Origin of the sequence: Candidatus Desulfatibia sp., from assembly GCF_036446775.1 — a bacterium.
Taxonomy (GTDB): domain Bacteria; phylum Desulfobacterota; class Desulfobacteria; order Desulfobacterales; family UBA11574; genus Desulfatibia_A.
Genome location: NZ_JAZFTO010000061.1, coordinates 1 through 22,498, shown reverse-complemented (window position 1 = coordinate 22,498; position 22,498 = coordinate 1). Strand labels below are relative to the sequence as shown.

Annotated in this window: 19 protein-coding genes; 9 read left to right on the top strand and 10 right to left on the bottom strand. The window is 46.9% G+C overall.

Translation table 11 applies throughout. The features are described 5' to 3' along the window. Window positions 1–142: 142 nt before the first annotated feature. The 4 genes from V3S16_RS02825 to V3S16_RS02810 all read right to left on the bottom strand — a co-directional run bounded on the left by V3S16_RS02825 (window position 143) and on the right by V3S16_RS02810 (window position 4,859). Window positions 143–970, bottom strand: coding sequence for a CheR family methyltransferase (locus tag V3S16_RS02825; protein WP_413883160.1), 828 nt, complete (start codon window positions 968–970; stop codon window positions 143–145). A 40-nt stretch (window positions 971–1,010) separates the two neighbouring features. Then, complete coding sequence (locus tag V3S16_RS02820) at window positions 1,011–1,880, bottom strand: methylated-DNA--[protein]-cysteine S-methyltransferase (protein WP_413883159.1); 870 nt, start codon at window positions 1,878–1,880, stop codon at window positions 1,011–1,013. A 102-nt stretch (window positions 1,881–1,982) separates the two neighbouring features. After that, a complete protein-coding gene (locus V3S16_RS02815; RefSeq protein ID WP_413883158.1) occupies window positions 1,983–2,861 on the bottom strand; it encodes a metallophosphoesterase family protein in 879 nt (292 codons plus the stop codon). Window positions 2,862–2,873: 12 nt separating this feature from the next. Continuing rightward, entirely contained in the window at window positions 2,874–4,859 is a 1,986-nt protein-coding gene (locus tag V3S16_RS02810; protein WP_413883157.1) for a ribonuclease catalytic domain-containing protein, read from the bottom strand. A gap of 171 nt (window positions 4,860–5,030) precedes the next feature. On the opposite strand from V3S16_RS02810, the gene V3S16_RS02805 reads away from it, so the two are divergent. The 3 genes from V3S16_RS02805 to V3S16_RS02795 all read left to right on the top strand — a co-directional run bounded on the left by V3S16_RS02805 (window position 5,031) and on the right by V3S16_RS02795 (window position 10,985). Next, window positions 5,031–6,791, top strand: coding sequence for an ABC transporter ATP-binding protein (locus V3S16_RS02805; protein WP_413883156.1), 1,761 nt, complete (start codon window positions 5,031–5,033; stop codon window positions 6,789–6,791). Then, a complete protein-coding gene (locus V3S16_RS02800; protein ID WP_413883155.1) occupies window positions 6,781–8,805 on the top strand; it encodes an ABC transporter ATP-binding protein in 2,025 nt (674 codons plus the stop codon). Before V3S16_RS02805 ends, V3S16_RS02800 begins: the two co-directional genes overlap by 11 nt. 416 nt (window positions 8,806–9,221) lie before the next feature. Continuing rightward, window positions 9,222–10,985 (top strand): formate--tetrahydrofolate ligase, encoded by a 1,764-nt coding sequence (locus V3S16_RS02795; protein WP_413883154.1) that lies wholly within the window; start codon window positions 9,222–9,224, stop codon window positions 10,983–10,985. A gap of 71 nt (window positions 10,986–11,056) precedes the next feature. On the opposite strand, the gene V3S16_RS02790 is transcribed toward V3S16_RS02795, so the two are convergent. Together V3S16_RS02790 and V3S16_RS02785 are read right to left on the bottom strand one after the other, a co-directional pair. Further along, window positions 11,057–11,542 carry a tRNA (cytidine(34)-2'-O)-methyltransferase gene (locus tag V3S16_RS02790; protein ID WP_413883153.1) on the bottom strand — a complete coding sequence of 162 codons (486 nt, stop codon included), beginning with the start codon at window positions 11,540–11,542 and terminating at the stop codon, window positions 11,057–11,059. A 225-nt stretch (window positions 11,543–11,767) separates the two neighbouring features. Beyond that, window positions 11,768–12,094, bottom strand: coding sequence for a zinc ribbon domain-containing protein (locus tag V3S16_RS02785; protein WP_413883152.1), 327 nt, complete (start codon window positions 12,092–12,094; stop codon window positions 11,768–11,770). A 211-nt stretch (window positions 12,095–12,305) separates the two neighbouring features. On the opposite strand from V3S16_RS02785, the gene V3S16_RS02780 reads away from it, so the two are divergent. From V3S16_RS02780 to V3S16_RS02765, 4 genes are all read left to right on the top strand, one after another. Then, window positions 12,306–13,145, top strand: a complete 840-nt coding sequence (locus V3S16_RS02780) for an amidohydrolase family protein (RefSeq protein WP_413883151.1) — start codon at window positions 12,306–12,308, stop codon at window positions 13,143–13,145. A 160-nt stretch (window positions 13,146–13,305) separates the two neighbouring features. Further along, a complete protein-coding gene (locus V3S16_RS02775; RefSeq protein WP_413883150.1) occupies window positions 13,306–13,941 on the top strand; it encodes a tetratricopeptide repeat protein in 636 nt (211 codons plus the stop codon). 318 nt (window positions 13,942–14,259) lie between these two features. Next, complete coding sequence (locus tag V3S16_RS02770; RefSeq protein WP_413883149.1) at window positions 14,260–16,305, top strand: HEAT repeat domain-containing protein; 2,046 nt, start codon at window positions 14,260–14,262, stop codon at window positions 16,303–16,305. A gap of 9 nt (window positions 16,306–16,314) precedes the next feature. After that, window positions 16,315–16,791: a Crp/Fnr family transcriptional regulator gene (locus tag V3S16_RS02765; protein WP_413883148.1), complete on the top strand. Its 477-nt coding sequence runs from the start codon at window positions 16,315–16,317 to the stop codon at window positions 16,789–16,791. Window positions 16,792–16,803: 12 nt separating this feature from the next. On the opposite strand, the gene V3S16_RS02760 is transcribed toward V3S16_RS02765, so the two are convergent. After that, window positions 16,804–17,016, bottom strand: a complete 213-nt coding sequence (locus V3S16_RS02760; RefSeq protein ID WP_413883147.1) for a hypothetical protein — start codon at window positions 17,014–17,016, stop codon at window positions 16,804–16,806. Between the two features lie 60 nt (window positions 17,017–17,076). Between V3S16_RS02760 and V3S16_RS02755 the strand changes: the two genes are divergently transcribed. Next, the gene (locus V3S16_RS02755) at window positions 17,077–18,183 is read left to right on the top strand and encodes a DUF362 domain-containing protein (protein ID WP_413883146.1); all 1,107 of its coding nucleotides are present in this window, start codon (window positions 17,077–17,079) and stop codon (window positions 18,181–18,183) included. Window positions 18,184–18,668: 485 nt separating this feature from the next. Here the strand turns inward: V3S16_RS02755 and V3S16_RS02750 are convergent, their stop codons facing one another. The 3 genes from V3S16_RS02750 to V3S16_RS02740 form a co-directional block, all read right to left on the bottom strand. Continuing rightward, a complete protein-coding gene (locus tag V3S16_RS02750; RefSeq protein WP_413883145.1) occupies window positions 18,669–19,760 on the bottom strand; it encodes a hypothetical protein in 1,092 nt (363 codons plus the stop codon). Window positions 19,761–19,841: 81 nt separating this feature from the next. Continuing rightward, window positions 19,842–20,042, bottom strand: coding sequence for a cold-shock protein (locus tag V3S16_RS02745; protein ID WP_413883144.1), 201 nt, complete (start codon window positions 20,040–20,042; stop codon window positions 19,842–19,844). A 267-nt stretch (window positions 20,043–20,309) separates the two neighbouring features. Continuing rightward, a complete protein-coding gene (locus V3S16_RS02740) occupies window positions 20,310–20,747 on the bottom strand; it encodes a hypothetical protein (protein ID WP_413883143.1) in 438 nt (145 codons plus the stop codon). A 561-nt stretch (window positions 20,748–21,308) separates the two neighbouring features. Between V3S16_RS02740 and sat the strand changes: the two genes are divergently transcribed. Beyond that, the coding region (sat, locus tag V3S16_RS02735; RefSeq protein WP_413883142.1) for a sulfate adenylyltransferase at window positions 21,309–22,498 on the top strand (1,190 nt) is incomplete at its 3' end.

The window sequence follows — 22,498 nt, the reverse complement described above, 5'->3', positions numbered from 1 at the left end:
CCAGGGCCAGAAGATCAGGATCAACATCAAAATCCGGAAATCCCTGGGAAAGATTAATGGCCTCGTGCTCAGCGGCCAAGGCCGACATAAGCGTAAATATGGTGATACCGACGTCAGGAAGCTTTGATTGTAGTTTCATGGCTTACATTACCCGATATATATGGCAACATTCATTCTCTTTTACAAAATATTTTTGATATTTTATCAGCGGCACTTCCGCTTCCCCTAATACCAGGCGCCCGTTCTTGGCAAGGGAGCGGTACAGTTTGTCAAAGATTATATGCTGGTGCTCAGTCTGAAAGTATATTAAGACGTTGCGGCACAGCACTAAATCAAAATTCCCGAACACACTTTCCGGGGGTACATAAGTCTTTTTTGCAAGCATGTCATAGACGGAGAAATTAACCAACTGCTTTATCTCAGGGTTTAATAAATAAGATTCGTCATCTATGGTAAAGTATTTTTTCCAAAGGGAGTATTTAATGCCCTTAATGCTGTCAAACGGGTAAATCCCTGCCTGGGCCTTTTTCAAGGCTCCTTTGTCAATATCCGTGGCAAAGATATTCAGATTCAGATTGAATTTTTCTTTTTTAATCAGCTCATTGATCAGGATGGCGAGAGAATAGGGCTCTTCGCCTGTTGAGCAGCCGGCCGACCAGATTCTAAGTGAATGATCAAAGTTGCCCTTTTTTTGCGAAACAATGGCCGGAAGAACCATATCGGCAATATATTCAAAGGTTAAAGTGTTGCGGAAAAACCTGCTCACGTTGATGGTTAATACATCTATCAGGCTGTCAAGTTCCTGGGAGTGCGTTTTCAGATAGTTCAGGTAGTCGTGAAAATCAGCGCTCTGCGTTGCTGTCAATCTTTTATTTATACGGCGCTCGATCATGGCCGGGCGGTTTCCGGAAAAATCAAAACCTCTTTCCGCATTTAAATAGCCCAATATTTTTTCAAGTTCCTTGTTCATATCAATATTTCTTTCTTTTGCGTGCTTGCGTGATGAATATTTATTTTGTTCCGGTATCAGCGAATTGCAGCGCGGCTTCCCAACCCAGGATGGCCTTTTTCCTGGCCGGTCCGCTGCCATAGTTGCCAAAATCTCCCAGTTTGCGAATAACGCGGTGGCAGGGAATGAGAAAAGGGATAGGATTTTGGCCCACGGCATTTCCCACCGCACGGGCGGCCCGGGGCATGCCGATATGCACAGCGATATCTTCGTAGGTCACTGCGCTGCCCAGCGGAATCCGCAGCAGAGCCTCCCAGACCTTTATCTGAAAATTGGTTCCCCTAACGTAAAGATGCAGCGATGCCGGTTCCTGATCGGCTGAAAAATCGAATATGCGGTCCGCCAGCGGCCGTGTCTTTTGGGGGCTGAACTCCAGGGAGGCATTTTGCCACTTCTTTTGGAACCGGTTCAAAAGGTCGGTTTTACTCTCCTCCCGTACGAAATGCAGAGCGCAGATACCGCGCTCTGTTGTTGCCAACAGGCAATCGCCAAACAAAGAGGGATGGACACCGTAGGCGATCTTAATGCCCCTGCCTTTGGTTTTATACTCACCCGGAGTCACCGCCTCACAGCTAACAAAAAGATGGTGCAGCCGACCTGGGCTGGAAAGGCCGGAATCGTATGTGACATCCAAAACATTGCTCGAGTTCTTGATAAGGTTTTTGGCGTATTCCTTGGTTAAAAACTGTAAAAACCGTTTTGGGCTGATGCCGACCCAGCGGCTGAAAAGCCGCTGAAAGTGATATTCGCTCAGGTTGACACTTTCTGCCATTTCGGCCAGTGACGGCTGCCGGTTAAAATTTTCTTCCAGAAATTTGATGGCCTGTTCGACGCGTTGATAGTCTTTTGACAGTTGCCTGAAATCTTTCATGTTTGACCTCTTATAACACCAGTTCCATTACGAATTCATTAATATGCCAGATTAGTGTGGCGGGCAACCCGATTCTTGCTGTAAAAGATTTATGAGGTATTATTATTCCGGTTCATATATGATGCGGACCTGTGGCGGAGCTTGCCGGTCTTTAAGTTCCAGAATCACATATCGCAAATTGGAGCCCCGGCCTTCATTCTGACCGGGATTGATGCACACGGTATTTTCGATGACGGTTTGAATAGAGCCGGAACGGTATGGGGCGCTATGAATATGGCCGTGCAGCGCTGCAATGAGCAAGCCCTTGCGGGACCAGTTTTCGATAAACCGTTTAATGCTGATGCTGCCCACATGCAACCCGTTGTCCAACACGTCCAGCGGAGTTTGATAAGGCGGTGAGTGGGCCACGAAGATAAACGGCCGGTCGATCGATTCTGACAATCGCGCCAGGTCGTTTTCAATGGTGTCGTCGGTTGCAAGGTCTATAAAAGTCTCAACCAATTGGCCGCTGATGGAAGTAAATCCGTCTAACGTGACGATATTGCCTGGGGCATACGGCATCATTTGAGAATCAGGTTTTTCCCAGTCTTTTCGGTAAAAAGGGGTCGGAGGAACAACCATGTAGCCGATGATATCAACATGATCTGTAAGCTTGTGCTTTTGCGAGTGCAGCAGATTGATATGTTCGGAATCATGATCTTGCAGAACTTTGCGGTTGCAGATAAAATCGTCGTTGGCAAGATCTAAATAAACGGTTGCCTTAGAGCGCTTTTTGAAATCTCTTACGGCCGGAATAAACACTTTCTTCAGATAATTTGCCTGGGCCGACAGAACACCAACTGTACCGGCCTCGGGCAGATAATGCGGAACGATGTCGCCCCCGATAATGACGGCCGCCACCGCTTCCGCCACGGCTGCGCTCAGCATGGAATAAAGATGCCCGGGATTGGCGTGAATGTCTGACGTATATAAAATTTTCATGGAATATACGGGTTAGCCCATAAAGACCGAAACCACATTTTTGCGCGCATCAGCATGCTGCAGGGTAACCTGAATCAGGTCTTCGGGTTTTAAACTTATATCGCTCGACAGCGGCAGGTCGCATTCCAGTATATATTCCGTCAGCAGTATCCTGTAGTTATTTCTACGTTTAAAAAGGACAAGGGCCTCTTCTTTTTGGCCGATTCTTTTTTCAAGATACTTCAACAACCAGTATCTGTTGCGGTTGTATTGAATTCTTGAAACATCGCCCATCGGCTGCCCCAGCATCTGAATGATATGATCAATTTCTTCTTCCGTATAAGGCTCTTCCATGCCGAGAACCGCCCTTATCTGCCGCTGGGTGGCAAGATCAAAATATTTCCGGATGGGAGAAGTGGCCGTAACATAGGCATTCAGCCCCAATCCGGAATGATGTTCGGGCCGGTGGTTCAGCACAAAACGGCTTAGAAACCTGCGCTGCATATAGTTTTCAAAAATAGTGCCCTCATTGCCCTTATAGAGACGTTCCTTGGGAGCATTTTGAGACCGGTAAACGGCCGGCAAATCATTTGCTTTAAGGAATTTGGCCATCAACCAGTTGGCCATGATCATTATTTCCGCAACCAGCATTCTTCCGGGACTTTCTCTGTTAATGCGACTGACCGTGGCTTCACCGTCTTCATCGATCCAGACATGGATATCCGGAAGGTTTATCTGAACGGCACCGCTGTCAAACCGGTGTTGGCGGAACGATTCGGCAACATCACGCAAGATAATGATTTTGTTGTTATCGGCGGCCATCAGATTGACATCGTAATAGGTATACTGGTCCTTTATCCTGATAATACTCGTGAAAATTTCATAATCGATAATTTCGCAAGACCGGCTTAAATTTGCCATAATACTGATGGCAGGACGCAGTTCTCCGGCTTTCAGACTGCAAAGATCTTCAGTCAGGACAGAGGGGAGCATGGGTATTTTCTGATCCGGCATATAAATGGAGCTTGCGCGCGCAAAAGCTTCCCGATCAATCACATCCCCTTTTTTGATATAATGCCCCACATCGACAATATGAACACCGAGTCTGTAATGATCACCCTGATCTTCGATACTGATAGCGTCGTCATAATCAAGGGTTCCCTGACCGTCTATGGTCATGATGGGAAGCATGGTCAGGTCTTTACGCCGGTTGCCGGCAAACGCCGGCGACTTCGAGTTGATTAATGTGGTCGCGCTCTCTGGAACCTCGTCGGAAAAAACAGTGGGTATATCGTATCGATGTAGATCGATGTTTTCATTTTTGTCAAAGACTCCCAGTTTTACCAGGATCTGAAACAAGCCTTCGGCAGCATCGATTCCGGCCCCGGCCAGAATGGCTTTGCCAATGTTATAATATTCGCTTTCCTTTTCAAAAATGTAGTAGGATTTCAGTATAGTTATAATTTCAGACTTATCCTGGAGCAAGTCAACCTGATTGCCCACCAGTATGTTTGTTAACCAATCGCTTCCCTCGGCGATGATCCGGCTTCTGCGGGCGGCTTCTTTCTGCTGGGCAACTTTGCGCTGGAGCAGTTCTTCTGAAATCGGGAAAAAGCGATGCTGGTTAAATTTAAAAAAGAGTCTATTTTCAAAAAATGCTCTTATTACGGCGGATTCGTGGTCGTAAGTCGGACTGTTCGGGAAACAGAATGCGGTCATGGTTTCAAGGTCGATCCATTCCTGCTCCGTATTTAGAACCTCCCACAATTCTTTGATATCTATATCGGCAATCAATGCTTTGCGCCGGTCGGCGATTTCATTTAACCTATCAACGATCTTTTTTCTGCCCATGGACAGTTCCAGACGCATGTTACATTTGTGAGACAGGCGGTTTTGCGCAAGGTTGACTTCCCGATTGGTTTCGGTAAGTAGCCTGAGTCTCTGTTCCTTGACTTCCAGGACAACCGCACATATTATCTTCTGGCGGTCTATATATTCAACAATATTTCCTGATTCCATAAGCCGGCATCATAACAACCGCCATTGTGAAAGTCAATGTACGGGAAAAAATTGCTTTTACGTCGCGGCAATTATATAACCTCGTGAAAATAATCGTAAAACAACAACCTAAAACCTAACACTTAAAACCTAAAACGTGATGAATTCGACTTTTTACGAATTCAATTATAGATGAAATCCTTTTATTTAATAAAGCCGTATCTTCAGGAAAACCGATTACGGATTTTCCTGGGAATCATCTGTCTGATTACCGTCGATTTCCTGCAGCTTTTCATCCCCCGCGTTATCAAATGGGCTGTTGACGATCTTGCCGCCCTGCAAACCGACCTGATTAAACTGTCAGTCTATGCCCTTTATATCGTAGGGATTGCCGTCCTGATAGGTCTTTTCCGATACGTATGGCGACGTTGCCTCATGGGCACATCGCGCCGGGTCGAAGAGGGCCTGCGCAACAGACTTTTTGCGCATATTCAAACCCTTTCGGCCTCATATTTCGATAAAACCAGGACCGGCGATTTGATGGCGCATGCCACCAATGATATTCAACATGTTCGTATGGCTACCGGTATGGGTATGGTGGCGCTAACCGACGCTATTGTGCTGGGGACGGCAGCAATCGGTTTTATGGCCTATATCAATATCAGGCTGACGGTTTTTGTTCTAATCCCCATGCCCATGATTGTTGTGAGCGCACGTTTTTTCAGCAAAAAGATGCTCCGGCTGTATGGGGAGGTACAAAAGACATTTTCAGATTTAACCGAGGTTACCAGAGAGCGGTTTGCAGGTATCCGCGTCATAAAGGCATATTGCCGGGAAAAAGATTCTGCTGCAAGACTTGAAACCATATCCAGGGATTATATCGATAAAAATCTGAGGCTGGTCAGGATTACCGGCTCTTTTTTCCCCCTGATGGTTTTGTTTTCAAACTTAAGCCTGGCCATCATTCTTTTTCTGGGGGGACGTCAAACCATCAATTTTACCATTACCCCCGGAGATTTTGTGGCGTTTATCGCTTATCTGGGTCTTCTAACCTGGCCCATGATGGCCATCGGGTGGGTCACAAACCTTATCCAGCGGGGCAAAGCTTCTCTTGACAGGATCGATAAGATCATAAAAACAGAACCTGAAATTGACGATATGCCGGACGCAAGGCCCATCAAAAAGACCCGCGGCGGCCTTGTTTTTGAAAATGTCACCTTCTCATATGAGCTTGAAGTTGCCGGTCATGACACTACTCCGGTTTTAACTGCAATCGATATTAACCTCGACCATGGCAAGATTTTAGGTATCGTTGGTCCTCCCGGAAGCGGTAAAACAACCCTTTTGAGTCTCATACCAAGGATTTACGATGTCTCACAGGGGCGCATTCTGATAGACGGCATCGACATTCGAAAAATACAGCTGGCCGATCTCAGATCCCTGATCGCTTTCATGTCACAGGAGCCTTTTTTATTTGCCGGCACCATCCGGGAAAACATTACTTTCGGTGCTGATGCAAAAGAGGTGGAATTAATACGGTCGACGGAGCAAGCAGTCCTTTATGATACCATCCAATCATTTCCCAAAGGCTTTGATGCCATTGTCGGCGAAAAGGGAGTTATTCTTTCCGGTGGCCAGAAACAGCGTGTTGCCCTGGCCCGGGCTCTGCTGAATGAGGCCGGCATTTTGATCCTGGACGACCCCATCAGCCAGGTGGATATGGAAACCGGCCGTGACATTATCAAGACCATCAGATCCATGGCCGACGGCAGAACCATCATTATTGCCTCCCATCGAATTTCTGCAGTCCGTTTTGCCGATCATATCATCGCCCTTGACAGGGGGCGTATTGTGGAATCCGGCAGGCATACGGAATTGATGGCAAACAATCAGTACTATGCCAAAATATTTCGCCTCCAGGAAATAGAGGAGGAATTTATTAATGCAGACTGATTTTGGTTATTTTGAGGAAAAGCAGCTTGGCAAGCCTTATGATGTAAAATTGTTAAGGCGTTTGTATCCGTATACTAAACCTTACAAACTGCTCCTGGGCTTATCAATTATCCTGATTGTTGTTATCACCCTGCTGGACCTTTCTCTGCCGTATCTAACCAAGATTGCAATCGACCGCTATATCGTGCCACAGGCAGAACCCGTGCAAGGTACCGGTCGGGATGTGGCTGATAGTAACGTCAGATACCTGCGGGCTGATCTGGCGGATGCGGAAGTTGAGGCTATTGTCCAAAAATATGCAGACATCTTCAAAAGATACGAATCATTTGCCCTCGTTAAATTAGACGACCTCGAGCAATTAGAAAAAAAAGAACTGGCTGTGTTGCGCCGTAACGACCTGGCCGGGGTTAGCATGATTGCCGCTTATTTTTTAGTGATTGTGCTGGCGACGTTTGTTCTCAACTTTGTGCAGGTTATGGTGATGGAATATACGGGGCAGATGATCATGCATGATCTGAGGGTTCGCCTGTTTGAGCATATCCAGAGCCTGTCGGTGGCTTTTTTTACCCGTAATCCCGTGGGCCGTCTCGTCACCCGGGTTACCAACGATATTCAAAACATGCACGAACTGTTCACGTCCGTGATTGTATTTATTTTCAAGGATCTTTTTTTGCTTCTGGGAATCACCGCCGTGCTTTTAGGCCTCAACTGGCAACTGGCACTTATTTCTTTTATGGTGCTCCCGGTTGTGATGCTGGCGTCCATCCATTTTGCCGGCCAGGCCCGGGAAGCTTTCAGAGTTCTCCGGATCAAGATTGCTGAGATTAATACCAAGTTTTCGGAAACCATCGGCGGCCTAAAGGTTATCCAGCTCTTTTTGCAGGAAAAGGGGAATTACCGGGATTTTTCCAAACTGAATCATGAACATTACCTGGCCGGTATGCGACAGGTCCATGTTTTTGCAGTCTTCATGCCGGTTATAGAACTTCTGGGCGCGGTAACCATAGCAATCGTAATCTATTACGGCGGCGGCAGAGTGCTGGCCGGCAGTATCAGCCTCGGAGCGCTGGTTGCCTTTATTTCCTATATGAGAATGTTTTTCAGGCCCATTCGAGACCTCGCCGAAAAATATAATATCATGCAAAATGCCATGGCATCGGCTGAAAGAATTTTTTTAATTCTGGACAGTACTGAAAGGCTACCCCAGCCTGCACCGGCAGTCGAATATGCATCAGCCTCCGGTCGGGAACCCCAAGCTTCCGCCCATAAGTTGGAAAGCATCACGGAAATCGCTTTAAAAGATGTTTCCCTTGCATATATAGAAGGTGAAACCGTACTTAAACGGGTCTCTTTCCGGGTTTCAGCCGGCGAAACTGTTGCTTTGGTGGGACCGACCGGCTCGGGGAAAACATCGATTATAAACCTTATTACCCGGTTTTATGATCCCACATCAGGCCAGGTACTTTTAAACGGTGTGAATATAAAAAATATGTACACTTCTGAATTAAGGGCAAAAATGGCCCTGGTAATGCAGGATCCTTTTCTGTTTTCCGAAACTATACGTGACAATATTACGCTGGGCAAAGACGGCATTTCCGAAAAAAAGATCCAGCAGCTTATCAAGGACTCAAACTGCCATACCCTCATCGACAGATTACCCCGCGGTCTTGATACCGTTCTTGCTGAAGGCGGAATGTCAATTTCAAGCGGGGAACGCCAGCTCATATCGATTGCACGGGCCTTGGCCCGCAACCCCGATCTTATTATACTGGACGAAGCCACCTCATATATCGATTCGGCCACGGAGCTTAAAATCCAGGAAGCTCTTTTTAACCTGATGGCCAACCGCACATCCATTATCGTCGCCCATCGACTTTCAACCGCCCGGGGAGCCGACCGGATTATCGTGCTCAATAGAGGCCGGATCATCGAAACCGGGACTCACAACGAACTGATGCAACGCCAGGGGTTTTATTTCAGGTTGTATCAACTGCACGGCCCGAATTTATCATAATAAATGCGGGCAACAGCGAGGAATCCGGGCAAAGGCAGATTTTCTATTGACAGGATTCTTTTTTAAAACTTGTTAGAGATTCTGCGCCGGCCGGCTTTTTATTGGTCGAGTGGTTATTTTTTTCCCAAAAAATTAACATATTACTTGCCAAATCAGATTGCATATGCTTTAAGGCATTTTTTAGTTGACGATAGTAAGCCGCCGGTGTTTTTCAAGTTCTTTTCCAGTATAAGTATTTGTTGTTTTTATTTAAACAAAATTCTTAGCCCATCAAGTTCCTTTGCTTGGATGGGGACCATCTGAGGGAACATATAGGGATCAAAACCCTATGAGATAAATAAAGTGAGGGAATCCGTACCTAAGATCTAGCATCGGGTTCCCGTATCTGTTAACCTTAAATAGAGGAGGTTGAGTCGATGGCTTATGATGCAGTAAAAATGCAAGACTGGCAGATTTCGGAAGAGGCCGAAAAGAAGATGCCGACCCCTGATGAGTGGCGGGAGAAACTCGGTTTGGAAAAGGAAGAAATCCTGCCCATGGGAAGATTGTGTAAATTGGACTTCATGAAGATCATTGAGCGGCTCAAGGACAGACCGGATGGCAAGTACATTGAGGTAACCGCCATCACCCCCACGCCCTTGGGAGAAGGCAAGACCACCACCACCATGGGGCTCATGGAAGGTATGGGCAAGCGAAAGCTGAATGTAGGTGGCGCTATTCGGCAACCCTCCGGCGGACCTAGCATGAATATTAAGGGTAGCGCCGGTGGTGGTGGCAATGCAACGATTATTCCTTTAACCGAATTTACCATGGGCCTGACCGGTGACATCAATGATATCATGAACGCCCACAACCTGGCCATGGTAGCTTTGACTGCAAGAATGCAGCATGAGCGCAACTACAATGACGAGCAGTTGGACAGGCTTACCAAGATGCGCCGGCTGGATGTTGATCCTACACGGGTGGAAATGGGCTGGATCATGGATCTTTGCGCCCAGTCCCTCAGGAACATCGTCATCGGCATGGGTGGACGCATGGACGGCTTTATGCTGCAATCCAGGTTCGGCATCGCGGTAAGCTCCGAGCTGATGGCCATTCTCACCATGGTTCGGGACCTGCCGGATCTTCGCGAAAAACTGAATAACATTACCGTGGCTTTTGACAAGCGGGGCAAAGTGGTCACCACCGGCGATCTGGAAGTCGGTAACGCCATGACTGCCTGGATGCGCAACACAATTAATCCGACTTTGATGTGCACGGCCGAACACCAGCCCTGCTTGGTGCATGCCGGTCCGTTTGCCAATATCGCCGTGGGACAGTCCTCCATCATTGCTGACCGCATCGGCCTCAAAATGTTTGACTACCACGTTACAGAGAGTGGTTTTGGTTGCGACATCGGCTTTGAGAAATTCTGGAACGTCAAGTGTCGTTTCAGCGGTTTGATCCCCCATGTCTCCGTACTCACCAGCACCATCCGGGCCCTGAAGATGCACGGCGGCGGGCCCAAGGTGATTGCCGGTATAGCCCTGCCCGAAGAATACAATAAAGAGGACCTGGGCTTGCTGGAAAAGGGTTTGCCTAACCTGATCCACAACATTAACATCGTCAAGCAGTCAGGTATCAGCCCGGTAGTCTGCATCAACCGCTTCCACCTCGATACGGACGAAGAGGTCGCCATGGTCCGCAAGGCGGCCGAAGATGCAGGGGCTCGCTGTGCAGTTTCTACTCATTGGGCTGACGGTGGTGACGGTGCCCTGGAACTGGCTGACGTTGTGGCTGAAGCTGCCGAGGAAGAACCGGACTTCAAGTTCCTGTATCCCCTCGAAATGAAGCTGCGTGACAGGGTTGACCTGATTGCCAAGAACGTTTACGGTGCCGACGGTGTGGTCTGGACGCCCGCGGCCGAAGCCAAGGCCAAGATGCTCGAGAATGACCCGCAGTACGATGACTACACTACCATGATGGTTAAGACTCACCTCTCGCTCACCGCCGATCCGGCGATCAAGGGCGCGCCCAAGGGATGGACGCTTCCTGTTCGCGATGTGTTAATTTTCTCCGGTGCCAAGTTCCTTTGTCCGGTCTGTGGCGACATCAGCCTGATGCCGGGCACCAGTTCCAACCCGGCTTTCCGCAAGGTGGATGTGGATGTTGAGACCGGTAAGGTGACAGGATTGTTCTAACAACATAACAATTCATTTGACTAACCCCCTAGGGCCCGAATTTTTCGGGCCCTATTTTTTATGAGAAATGCTCAGGGGCGCAGGCTTTCGTACAATGCGATGCCCACCGCGGTGGAGAGGTTCAGGCTGCGGATCGCGTCGGTAATGGGGATCTGGTAGGTGGCATGCTTATACCTGGATAAGATTGTTGGGGGAAGTCCTCTGGTTTCCGAGCCGAAAACCAGAAAGAGCCTCGCAGGTGACGGCATGTCCCACAAAGGCTTGGCACCATTTTTGGTAAACAGAACCATCTCGTCTTTTTGCGGGTCCATTTTTTTCTCGAAACTTTCAAAATCTTCCCAGATCGTCAATTTTACACGGTGCCAGTAATCCAACCCCGCTCGTTTCATATCCCGGTTTTCCAATGAAAATCCCAGCGGCTTTATCAAATGGAGATAGGCTCCGGCGCCCAGGCAGGTACGTCCGATACTGCCGGTGTTCCCGGGGATATCCGGCGCAACCAGAACCACATGGCGTTCACATTGAGCACTTTGGTTATGCTTTAAAATATATGCCATTTCAGACCTCGTCATTCATCAGATAAAAATGACCGTAGACCTTTATATACTGAGGGATTGCAAAAAATTTGGACATCCGGTCGGTCTGGGTTAGGGGGTTCAGGGTTCACAGGTTCAGCGTTAATCGCTTCGCGATTTTTTCCTATACCATTAATTCCATAGAGGTAATTAAATGAGGGATCAACCTCTGAACCTTTGAACGTTGAACCTTTGAACCCAACACTTTTATGAAATCTTCAATATAACAGGTTTGCCGCAATGCGGGCAATACCTGAACTTACCGTCCAATGGTCCGCCGCAGGAGTTGCATTTTAAATTTTTTCCGGCCTGCGGTGCATAGTATGGCGATGACATTTCAGATGAAACGCTTTCGCAGCGGTCACATATAATAACCGTCTCCCCTTTTTTAACGCGGATGAGGGGGATGAAAAACAGGTTGAAATAGCTGTCCACCCGCTTCAGCCGCGCCTGTGCCAAGCCGCAGGCGGGACAGATCCTGGGGGTATGGTCTAAAATCTTTGTTTTAGGAGCAATGCCGACAATTAAAAACATGGGTAATCTCCGTTGATCGTTTTCTTCGTCCGTTGTCAGTGGTCCGTTGTCAGCAATTTTAGTATTTACATTGCTTAGGTCATACAAAAGCTTGCAATTGACCACGGACAACTGTCAACGGACACCGATAGGAGGTTGTTAAATAAGTACATATATTGTATAGGATTATCTGCCGTCAATAAAACGTTTTTTTTGGCGCGGAGCTATATCAATGGTCATCGATTTTCATACTCATATTTTTCCTAAAGCGATACGGGAAAATCGGGAAGCCTATTTTTCGTCTGAGCCGGCGTTTAAGCTTTTATACAGCTTGCCCGGGTCAAAACTTGTCGGGGCCCAAGAGATCGTGGCTGCAATGGACCGGCAGGGGGTCGATAAATCCGTTATTTTTGGGTTTCCCTGGAAACATTCGCAGACATTTATCAAGCACAACGACTATGTCCTGGAAGCCGTGGCAAGATATCCTAAGCGTCTTATCGGCTTGTGCTGCCTGGATCCTTTCAGCCGGGACGCTGTCACAGAAGTTTTGCGATGCCTGGAAGGGGGGCTTTCCGGTATTGGCGAGCTTGCTTTTTATCAATCCGGCATTGATGATAGCACTCTGGATAAACTGGCCCCTTTGATGCAAATCTGCCGGGATAAGGATCTTCCGGTACTGATCCACACCAATGAACCGGTGGGCCATACGTACCCCGGGAAAACACCGCATACCCTGAAACAGATATACGATCTGATTAAAAAATTTCCGGAAAATGCTATCGTGCTGGCTCACTGGGGCGGGGGAATCTTTTTTTTTGCCCTTCTTAAGAAAGAGGTAAAGGAAAGCCTTGGAAATGTTTATTTTGACACGGCGGCATCTCCCTTTCTTTATGCCCCGGAAATATACCGCTACGCCAAGGATATCGTCGGGCTGGATAAGATTCTTTTTGGCAGTGACTTCCCACTTATAAATCCGGCCAGATATTTCCAGGAGCTTGATATGTCCGGACTTTCAAAAACTGAGATTGAATCAATCTGCGGCTTAAATGCTGCTCAATTATTTAAGCTGTGAAAACCCCTGCCCTGGACAATCCAGAGCCAGGAAATATTTATTATTCTTTCTTAGTGACTTGGTGTCTTACTTGCCCGCCATCCGTCAGGCGGGGTGGCAATGGAATAAAATTTACCACAAAAAACACAAATCAACAATTAAGGAACTAAAGGATGACAAAATGGCTGAACAAAACGAAGCGCCTGCAGCAGGTTATGTAAAAAAAGAAACCGTGCTCTGGGTCGCCACCATTACCCTGGTCGTGGGGTTTTTGATAGGGGTGGTTGTAACGGTTTATAAATCAGGCAGCGGATGGCCGGTTCCGTCTTCACCACCGCGATCACAGCCGGCACCGCCGCAGGCCGGTAATCTGGGCCCTTCGGTCGAAATGGCCGCCAATATTTTTGAGCTCGAAAAACTAACCAACCAGAACCCCGAAGACGTCCAGGCTTGGACTCAACTGGGCAACCTCTACTTTGATAGCGAAAATTATGAAACAGCCATCAATGCCTACCAGAAATCTCTGGCGCTACAGCCCGATAATGCCAATGCCTTAACCGATATGGGGATCATGTACCGTCGCAGCGGCAAACCTGCCGAAGCTGTTAAGGCTTTTGACAAGGCCATTGCCGTTGATCCCCGCCACGAAGTTGCGCGTTTCAACAAGGGTATTGTATTGATGCATGACCTGAACGATATCGCCGGTGCTAAGCGATCCTGGGAGGACCTGGTGGCCATCAACCCGGCGGCTAAATCACCCAACGGGCAACTTATTTCTGAGCTTGTTAAACGTCTGCCGCCGCCCGGCAAACCTTGAGTTATAATATCATAAATTTCATCTTATCTGAAATCCCGGTATCACCGGCCGCAGATTAATTTGAAAACTGCCCGACGGCCTGGTCGGCCCTGCAAAAGGAAAATCCTAAAAATATATTGATTTTGCAAGAAAAACTGCTATAGAATTAATATGAAAATAGATATAGGTACGGAAAATACATCGTGACCGAAAATTGATGGCGTCGTAAAAAGTCTCATCTATAGTTGAATTCGTGACTTTTTACGAGATCATCAAAATTGAATCGAAATTGAAAAAGGGATCTTCAAAAGTTCTGCTTTCAAAGGAGTGATTAAGGTTGTGTTTAAAGGCAGAAAAATAAAAAAGTTGCTCGAAAAATACGCGACAGCAAAAACAAAGAAAGATGAGCTGACAATTATCGCGGAATTGGAACAAATCGGGAAACCGGCCGTTCAATATATAATTGAAGCTTTAAAGCTCAGAAAACTTAACAGGGAGCAAGCGCAAGCCCTCCTTGGGCCGCTTTTTGACCATTTGACCATTGAGCAAATAATACCCCTTACAGGCGAATCTTCCAGTGATGTGCGCAGGATTGCAAAAGAAATTATCATTAAAAAGGGTAAGAAGTCCTGTTCCGAGCTTCTGCTAGAGCACCTTGACAGCTCAAACTTTTTCTTAAGGACCAACACCACCGAACTGCTGGCACGATTTAAAGATCAGTCTATTGTACCCAAACTAATTAGCATGTTTAATAGTGCTGATGCTGACTTAAAAAGCAATATAATCAAAATATTGGGTAGCACCGACAGTCTCCCGGCTAAAAAATTGTTAATAAGCGCTCTTGACGATGAATCCTGGGAAGTTCGTTTGTCGGCCGTCAAAAGTCTTATCAAAATGCGGGATCCTGAAAGCGTGCAATCTCTGATAGAAAGGCTCACGGAGCAAGAACCTCAAATGAAGGTGTTGGCATTGGACGCGCTGGGGGCCATAGGTGACAAACGCGCGGTCCAGCCAATGATTAAGCTCTTAACGGATAGCGACTTGTTGATTCGCCAGAAAGCTACCGAGTATCTAATTGAAATAGCTGACTCCGGTTCTGTCCCGGAGATTATCGCTTTGTTGAAGGATAAAGACGTTAACACCAGGCGCTGTGCCATCGAGGTGTTGGATAGCCTTAAGGATCCCAGAACCAGCATTGCACTCATGAATGCCATCAAAGATTCCGACTGGTGGGTACGCCAAATTGCTACCGACTCTTTAACGAAACTAAAAGGGGAAAATATAGTCAACGGCTTTATTGCCATGGCCCAAGATACAGACGAAAGTTTACGCCGTTGTGCCGTGGAGTTTTTCAATAAAACTGTCCATAAATCCGCATTAAAGCCTCTCATCGAACTTTTAAAAGATGAGGATTGGTGGGTGAGAGAAAAAGCGGTAACGGCTCTTTCCAAGCTTAAAGACCCAAGAGCAATTTCTCCGTTGGCTGAAATGATACATGATGATGACGTTAAGTGGGCGGTTCCTGATGCGCTTGCTGAAATTGGCGGGGATGATGTTCTCGAACATCTTAAGGAGTTTGTGTTAGATGAAGAAAAACGGGTAAGGATTGAAGCTATAAAGGCTTTCGGAAAATTAAAAGCAAAAGATGCTATCCCTGTTTTGAAAGAATGCCTTGAAGAAACCGATGAAGATGTGATCACTGAAGCTGTCAGTGCCATCAAGAAAATTACAGGCAAAACTGTCAAAGTCAAAAAGAAACAAATACTTGACCCGGCTGCTCAGTTGGTCTCGTCAAGGGGAGGCGCTGTCGAAGGAGCGATCTTAACCGAGGCCATTGTCGTTCTCGATCTATGCAATTCAACGGCGATCGCGGCTAAATACGGAGACAATTTTGCGCTAAACCTCATGAAAAACTTAGACAGAGCTGTTACACAAATTGCACGCAAAGAGAGATATCAATTTATAAAGAATACCGGCGACGGTTTCCTGTTAACATTTTCTAAAACCGTAAATGCGGTGCAATTCGCGTTGCGAACCATGAACAATATCAATAAATACAACGCAAAAGCTGACAATACCAAAAGGATAAATTTGCGCTTTGGCATAAATTTAGGTGAAACCAGGGTTAAGGAAAAAGGGGACCGCCTGGGGATTGCAATAAATATGGCGTTCCGGATAGAAGGGGTTAAACCCGAAGGACTCATTTCCATCGAGAACGGAATGTCGCCAGAAGAGATGCCGCTTGAAAATCGGATTTTGATAAGTGAAAATGTTGATAATGAAATTCAAAATATGGCGGGTGTCAAAACAAAGCTGGTCGGATTTTTTGAATTAAAAGGGATAACAGGGCTTCATAAAGTCTACGAATTAACCTCAGCTAACTGAGACTAAGCTATGGATAAAGATAAAATGAAAAATACATTCGACACAATACATCATATTCTAGGGGAGATTCCTTTTTTTGAAGATTTTTCAGATGACGAGCTTGATTTTTTTTCAAAAAATGCAAGCCTGCGTTATTTTCCGGAGCAAACCATTCTCTTTAAAGAAGGGGATATCGGGGATTATCTGTTTTTTATAGTAGAGGGTACGGTTGAGGTCCGTATTCAACCGACAGCCTCCAAGCCGATAATAATAGCAACGTTTGAACATGGTTCCTGTATCGGGGAGATGTCCATCGTGGACGACTATCCCAGATCAGCAACTATCGTTGTGACAGAACCTTCAGAGTTGTTGATACTTACTAAAAACCGTTTTGAATCGATCTGCCGGAAAAACCCTGAGGTTGGCATTAAGTTCCTCCGCGGCCTTGCCAAAAACCTAAGTGTGCGATTGAGGAAAACTACGGGAAGATTTGCCGATCTGTCCTGATGATCCCGCAAATTATGTCTTGACAATTCTATACCCCTCAAGGGTCGTTAAGGTTACATTGCACGTACAGCAATGGGCACAGTATTTTTGGCATACCGGTTCCAGCTTGCCGATAAAATCATCATAAATTCTGCAAATTTGTTCCCAAACCGCCCGTTTGGTATTGATTTCCATTTCTTCTGCTGGCCTTTTCTCAAACACCTTGACTTTTTTCAAAGATCTCATAAATTATAACAGCCAGCGCTTGCCAGTCTGAATACGGGGTAAACTAAGCAGGGGGATACTATGAAAAGCAACGTCTATTTTATCGATTTACGGGCAACACCTAAAGAGAATCTGATTGGCAAGCTCGCACGGTTAATGCATACGGCCGGCCTTTCCGAAAAGATCAAAGCCAGAGATCTGGTTGCAGTGAAGCTCCACTTTGGAGAGCTGGGGAATACTGCTTTCATCCGGCCCGTATTTTTGCGTAAAGTTGTGGAAACCATCAAAAGCGCCGGCGGATTCCCATTTCTGACCGATACCAATACGCTGTATGCCGGTACCCGCAGCGACTCTCCGCAACACCTTGCCACAGCGATTCAAAACGGTTTTGCTTATGTGGTGGCGGATGCCCCTTTAATCATCGCAGACGGGCTTAGAGGCAAAAGCGAAACCGCTGCTGTTATCAATCAAAAACACTGTACAAAAGTGTACATCGGATCGGAGATTGTCGCAGCCGATGCTCTCATATCGGTAGCCCACTTCAAAGGACATGAGCTTTCCGGATTTGCGGGAACTATTAAAAACCTGGGGATGGGCTGCGCGTCGCGCCGGGGAAAACTGGAACAGCATTCCACTGTGGCGCCCAAGGTTAATAGGAAAAAATGTGTCGGCTGCGGGGACTGCGTCAGCCACTGCTCTCAGCAGGCCCTTGCGTTGCAGCAGGAAAAGGCGGTGCTGGACTCCAAAAAGTGTATCGGCTGTGGAGAATGTATCCTCATCTGTCCTGAAAGCGCCATTGAGATCCAGTGGAATCAGGCCATACCCGTTTTTCTGGAAAAAATGGTGGAATACACCCTGGGTGTTTTAAAGAATAAAGAAGGCAAGGCCTTGCACCTGAATTTTATCAACAATGTCTCGCCGGCGTGCGACTGCTACGGTTATAACGATGCGCCCATCGTCAGGGATATCGGCATTGTTGCCGCCACTGATCCGGTGGCCATCGACCAGGCGTCGGTCGATCTTGTCAACCGTGAACAGGCCCTGCCGGACTCCTGCCTGAAAACCAACACACAAGGCGGTGAGGATAAGTTCAGGGGTGTTTATCCCGAAATAGACTGGGAGATCCAACTCGATTATGCCGAACAAATCGGCCTCGGAAGCCGCAGGTATGAGCTAATAAAGATATAGATTATTGTGAAGTTCCGCCTAAAAATCGAAGCGTTGCGGATCTGTTGGTTCCATTGCCTGGGACGAAATGATGCTGGATACTGGATACTCGATACGTGATGTTTTTAAAGTTTTTTTTATCCAGTATCAAGTATCCAGTATCTGTGTATTGTTTTAACCACACTATCATACCAGAATTTGACAACTATTTTTAGAATTTGACCTATTTAGACGGTTAGACAGAACGCCTGGTGAAGCTGTGGTTGTCAAAATGCCGTTGCAGAGTCTGGTGGGGTGCCATATCCATATCTTCGTATATCGGCAGCGTTGCTTTACCGGAAAGTCCTCTGATCGTGCTGCCGAAGAAATAGTTCAAAATAGCATTGAGCCGGGTTCGCAGAACAGAATAAGAATAATGCCGCCCGGCAACTTTATAGTTGTAATTTCGTTAGGTCGGCAAGAACTCGCAAATAAAAGCGCGTAAAAGCGAACATGGCTAAGGTGATTTATTTGTCAACTTGATTTTTTAAGCGCGCGAGCAGGTCCCCGATTACAAGGCATTCAAGCCCAAAAGGAAGATAGCCGGCATACCCTAAAAGCGGCATTTCAAAAATTTGAAGGCGGTGGACAAATGGTACGCTGTACTGCCATTTGGCAAGACTATGGTAGTTCCACATCTCCCAGAACAGGCCGCAAAATAATGCCGCCGTCGCCGAAGAGATCACCCTGCTCCAATCTCCGCCGGCAATTTCCGACAGCACATGCCGCTCTCCCATCAACACCTGAAGCGCAACCATGATCAGCAGAGGCGATACCCACAGCAGGGGAAAAAGGTAATTCGGCCAAAGGCCGATGCCGGCCAAGCCCAAAGCGGATATCACCAGTGCGGTCCAGGCTACAATTTTGGGGCGTGCGAAGCCAAGAGGCAGAAAGTTTTTGAATCCCTGTCGCATCCGGGGAAAGCCGGCAATCCATTCCCGGGTTCCCAAAACCGCAGGCAGTACGGTTGAAAACGGTAAGGTAGCAAGAAAGAAATACTTCACGGCACCGTAATGGACGCCCATGTATTGCCAGTTCTGAACAAACCGGTTCAAGTATTCAAAGAACCACCAGAAGGCAGCGCTTGCCGGGAAAAGGAGCAGAAAATATCCGGTACGGTTGATTAACATGCAGCGGCCGCTGCGCCGATAACACAGGGCGTTGATTACCAGGATGTAGGAAAGCCACAGTGGGGTGAAAGTATGCGGCTGCAGGCCGGCAAACCAGGGCATGCGGGTCCAGGCCAGTATCCAAAAAAGCATGCCGGTAGTAACTCCCAGCCGGCCCCACCACGGAAAAGGAAATAAGGACGCGCCTTCAGACCGAGATTGCCGGATTGATCGAACCGACGGAATAAGCAGCGGCAGCACCACTGCAATGATAAAACCGCTGTAGGCAATGAAAGCGACCCAGGAGAAGGGAGCATGGGAAACATACAGCGTTTCAGGAGGAAACTCCAGATACCTTAAAACCGGATATCCTGCCAGAACTATCCCTAGCATGGGCAGCCCTAACAGCATTGATGCCAGGATTAAAAATTTTAGCAAAACGTCTTTCACACCGCTCCCGTACGCGTGACAAAAAAAGGGCGTTCCATTCAAATTTGAAAGAACGCCCTTTTTTAACTCAGAAAAGGCAAACTAAACTACAGTGACATTTACCGCAGCAGGACCTTTTTGTCCCTGCTCAATGTCAAAAGTAACCCGGTCGCCTTCATAAAGGGTCTTGAAACCGGTTGCATTGATGCCTGAATGATGAACAAATACATCCGGGCCATCTTCCTGTTCAATGAAGCCATAACCTTTGCTGCTATTAAACCATTTTACAATTCCATTAGCCATAGTGACACGCTCCTTTCAAAAAAATTCTCATGGTTCCAAACTGGAGGTTGCCGCTTTGACAAATGGATCTTGCCTTCAGAGCGAAACCGGCTCGCCAATTAAGAACGAGCCTTTATTGATTAATTTGTATTATATTATTTTTTTTAAAAAATCAAGCTGATTATAGGGTCATTTTATAACGTTGCGACCGTTAAGAATCGTGACAGAGTAGAAAAATGCGAAGGCACTATGGGCGAGCCCTAATAGTCCTAAATGGATGGGCACTGATTAATCGAGTTTGGCCCATTTGTTCTGTGCTGTTAAACGGCCGCCGGTACCACACTTGGAGCATTCGACATCAAGGGGTCTTTCATCTGTTGCTATTTCGATAGAAGCTTTACATTTGGGACATTTAATAGCCAGCCTCTTTACGCCGGCAGTACTGCCGCTGATGAACGCCATGATCGCCTTGCGAACAGATTCCCGATCATCGTCACCGCCGGCAGCCTCCAATTTTTCGTATTCTTCTTTTGGAAGAACAAGTTTTATATCAAGGGTGGTTGAATTTTCCAGCGTATTGTTAAGCTCTTCCAGGGCAGCAGCGAGATTTGAAAATTTCATATCACCGGCCTGCATTTTTTCCTGGATCATGTTAGCCAGATCTTCAGCAGACAACCATTGGCCTTCTACGCTGATTTTGGCCTCTTCTAAATTTATTTCGCTCATGCGCCCCCCTTTACTGTTGATAAAATCTCTAACTCGAATCTAATAACCAAATAAAGGCCATTTTGTAATATATTCGGGTCGCTGAGCATGTTAATAAATAATTCAATTTTTGTCCACTATTATCACATTAAATATCCGGGGCATTAGCACTAAGCCCGGCCCATCCTCTCTGTCGGCTGACTTTTGTAGATGTGATAATACTTGAAAACCTTTTTGATATAAAATCGGGTAGCCTTAAAGGGCGGAATCCCCTGATAGAATCTTACATTTCTACTGCTTTATAAAAATGCTCCTTTTTTGCAAAGGGCTTTCTTTAGATGCTTTTTTAAAGGAAGTCAAGACCAGAAACAATTTTTTGAAAAAAAAGCATATGACGATATATATTGTGTGTCAACATTAAAATAATACAATATGTTGTATTTAAAAGCGATTGATTCATTAGGGCCGGAATTCTGCTTGACAAATAGTTGCATCCTTATTAACTGTACCTCTTTGGTAAAATCGGAATGGTTTTAGGGGAGCCATTTATTTTAATGTAAACAGCGAAAGGAGAGAAAGACTATGTCAAATTTAATTCCACCTCATGGCGGCCAAGGCTTAATTTGTGGCCTACTTGAAGGCGCTGAACTGGAAGCGGAAAAGAAAAAGGCCGAAAGTCTTAAAAAGATCTCTATCGCACCACGCGCAAAGGGTGACTTGATTATGATGGGGATCGGGGGATTCAGTCCGCTGACGGGTTTTATGACCAAAGCGGACTGGAAGGGTGTTTGTGATAATTTTCAACTTGCCGACGGGACGTTCTGGCCCATCCCGGTGACGCTGGATGCATCCAAAGAAGATGTTGACGATATTAGCGAAGGCGATGAGATTGCGCTTTACGACCCGCAAGGCGATGAAATCATGGCCACTATGCAGGTCACCGAAAAGTATGAAATGACTGAAGAGAACAAAAAATTTGAATGCGAGAAGGTTTTTATGGGGGAAGGGACCCCAACGGCCGAGGAATTCTGGAAAGTTGCCCAAGACGATCATCCCGGCGTCCAAATGGTCATGGAGCAGAAGGAAGTTAACCTGGCCGGTCCCGTCAAAGTGTTGAGCGAAGGTGAATACCCCACCGAATTTGCGGGTATCTATATGAGACCCGCAGAATCCCGCAAGATCTTCGAAGATAAAGGCTGGACCGAGATTGCCGCGCTGCAGCTCAGAAATCCCATGCACCGCTCCCACGAATACCTGTGCAAAATTGCCGTGGAAATTTGCGACGGTGTCTATATTCACTCGCTGGTCGGCAACCTGAAACCGGGTGATATTCCAGCCGATGTTCGCGTCAAATGCATCGACGTCCTTGTAAAGAACTACTTTGTGGAGTCAAATGTTGTCCAGGGCGGTTATCCCCTTGACATGCGCTATGCCGGTCCCAGAGAGGGTCTGCTGCATGCTACCTTCCGCCAGAATTACGGCTGCTCCCGCATGATTATCGGCCGGGACCATGCCGGCGTGGGTGACTTTTACGGCATGTTCGAAGCCCAGACGATCTTTGACAAGATCCCGACCTCCGACGATCCCGGCAAAATGCTGCTGTGCAAACCTTTAAAGATCGACTGGACCTTCTACTGCTACAAGTGCGACGGCATGGCATCTCTTCGAACCTGCCCCCACGACAAGGAAGAGCGGGTGCTTTTGTCCGGAACCATGCTGCGCAAGCTGCTTTCAGAAGGCGGCCAGCTTCCCGATCATTTTGGACGGGACGA

What these genes read in the sequence shown, in the direction of transcription:
- V3S16_RS02825 (WP_413883160.1), bottom strand. Translation starts at nt 970, where the DNA reads ATGAACAAGGAACTTGAAAAAATATTGGGCTATTTAAATGCGGAAAGA.
- V3S16_RS02820 (WP_413883159.1), bottom strand. Translation starts at nt 1,880, where the DNA reads ATGAAAGATTTCAGGCAACTGTCAAAAGACTATCAACGCGTCGAACAG.
- V3S16_RS02815 (WP_413883158.1), bottom strand. Translation starts at nt 2,861, where the DNA reads ATGAAAATTTTATATACGTCAGACATTCACGCCAATCCCGGGCATCTT.
- V3S16_RS02810 (WP_413883157.1), bottom strand. Translation starts at nt 4,859, where the DNA reads ATGGAATCAGGAAATATTGTTGAATATATAGACCGCCAGAAGATAATA.
- V3S16_RS02805 (WP_413883156.1), top strand. Translation starts at nt 5,031, where the DNA reads ATGAAATCCTTTTATTTAATAAAGCCGTATCTTCAGGAAAACCGATTA.
- V3S16_RS02800 (WP_413883155.1), top strand. Translation starts at nt 6,781, where the DNA reads ATGCAGACTGATTTTGGTTATTTTGAGGAAAAGCAGCTTGGCAAGCCT.
- V3S16_RS02795 (WP_413883154.1), top strand. Translation starts at nt 9,222, where the DNA reads ATGGCTTATGATGCAGTAAAAATGCAAGACTGGCAGATTTCGGAAGAG.
- V3S16_RS02790 (WP_413883153.1), bottom strand. Translation starts at nt 11,542, where the DNA reads ATGGCATATATTTTAAAGCATAACCAAAGTGCTCAATGTGAACGCCAT.
- V3S16_RS02785 (WP_413883152.1), bottom strand. Translation starts at nt 12,094, where the DNA reads ATGTTTTTAATTGTCGGCATTGCTCCTAAAACAAAGATTTTAGACCAT.
- V3S16_RS02780 (WP_413883151.1), top strand. Translation starts at nt 12,306, where the DNA reads ATGGTCATCGATTTTCATACTCATATTTTTCCTAAAGCGATACGGGAA.
- V3S16_RS02775 (WP_413883150.1), top strand. Translation starts at nt 13,306, where the DNA reads ATGGCTGAACAAAACGAAGCGCCTGCAGCAGGTTATGTAAAAAAAGAA.
- V3S16_RS02765 (WP_413883148.1), top strand. Translation starts at nt 16,315, where the DNA reads ATGGATAAAGATAAAATGAAAAATACATTCGACACAATACATCATATT.
- V3S16_RS02760 (WP_413883147.1), bottom strand. Translation starts at nt 17,016, where the DNA reads ATGAGATCTTTGAAAAAAGTCAAGGTGTTTGAGAAAAGGCCAGCAGAA.
- V3S16_RS02755 (WP_413883146.1), top strand. Translation starts at nt 17,077, where the DNA reads ATGAAAAGCAACGTCTATTTTATCGATTTACGGGCAACACCTAAAGAG.
- V3S16_RS02745 (WP_413883144.1), bottom strand. Translation starts at nt 20,042, where the DNA reads ATGGCTAATGGAATTGTAAAATGGTTTAATAGCAGCAAAGGTTATGGC.
- V3S16_RS02740 (WP_413883143.1), bottom strand. Translation starts at nt 20,747, where the DNA reads ATGAGCGAAATAAATTTAGAAGAGGCCAAAATCAGCGTAGAAGGCCAA.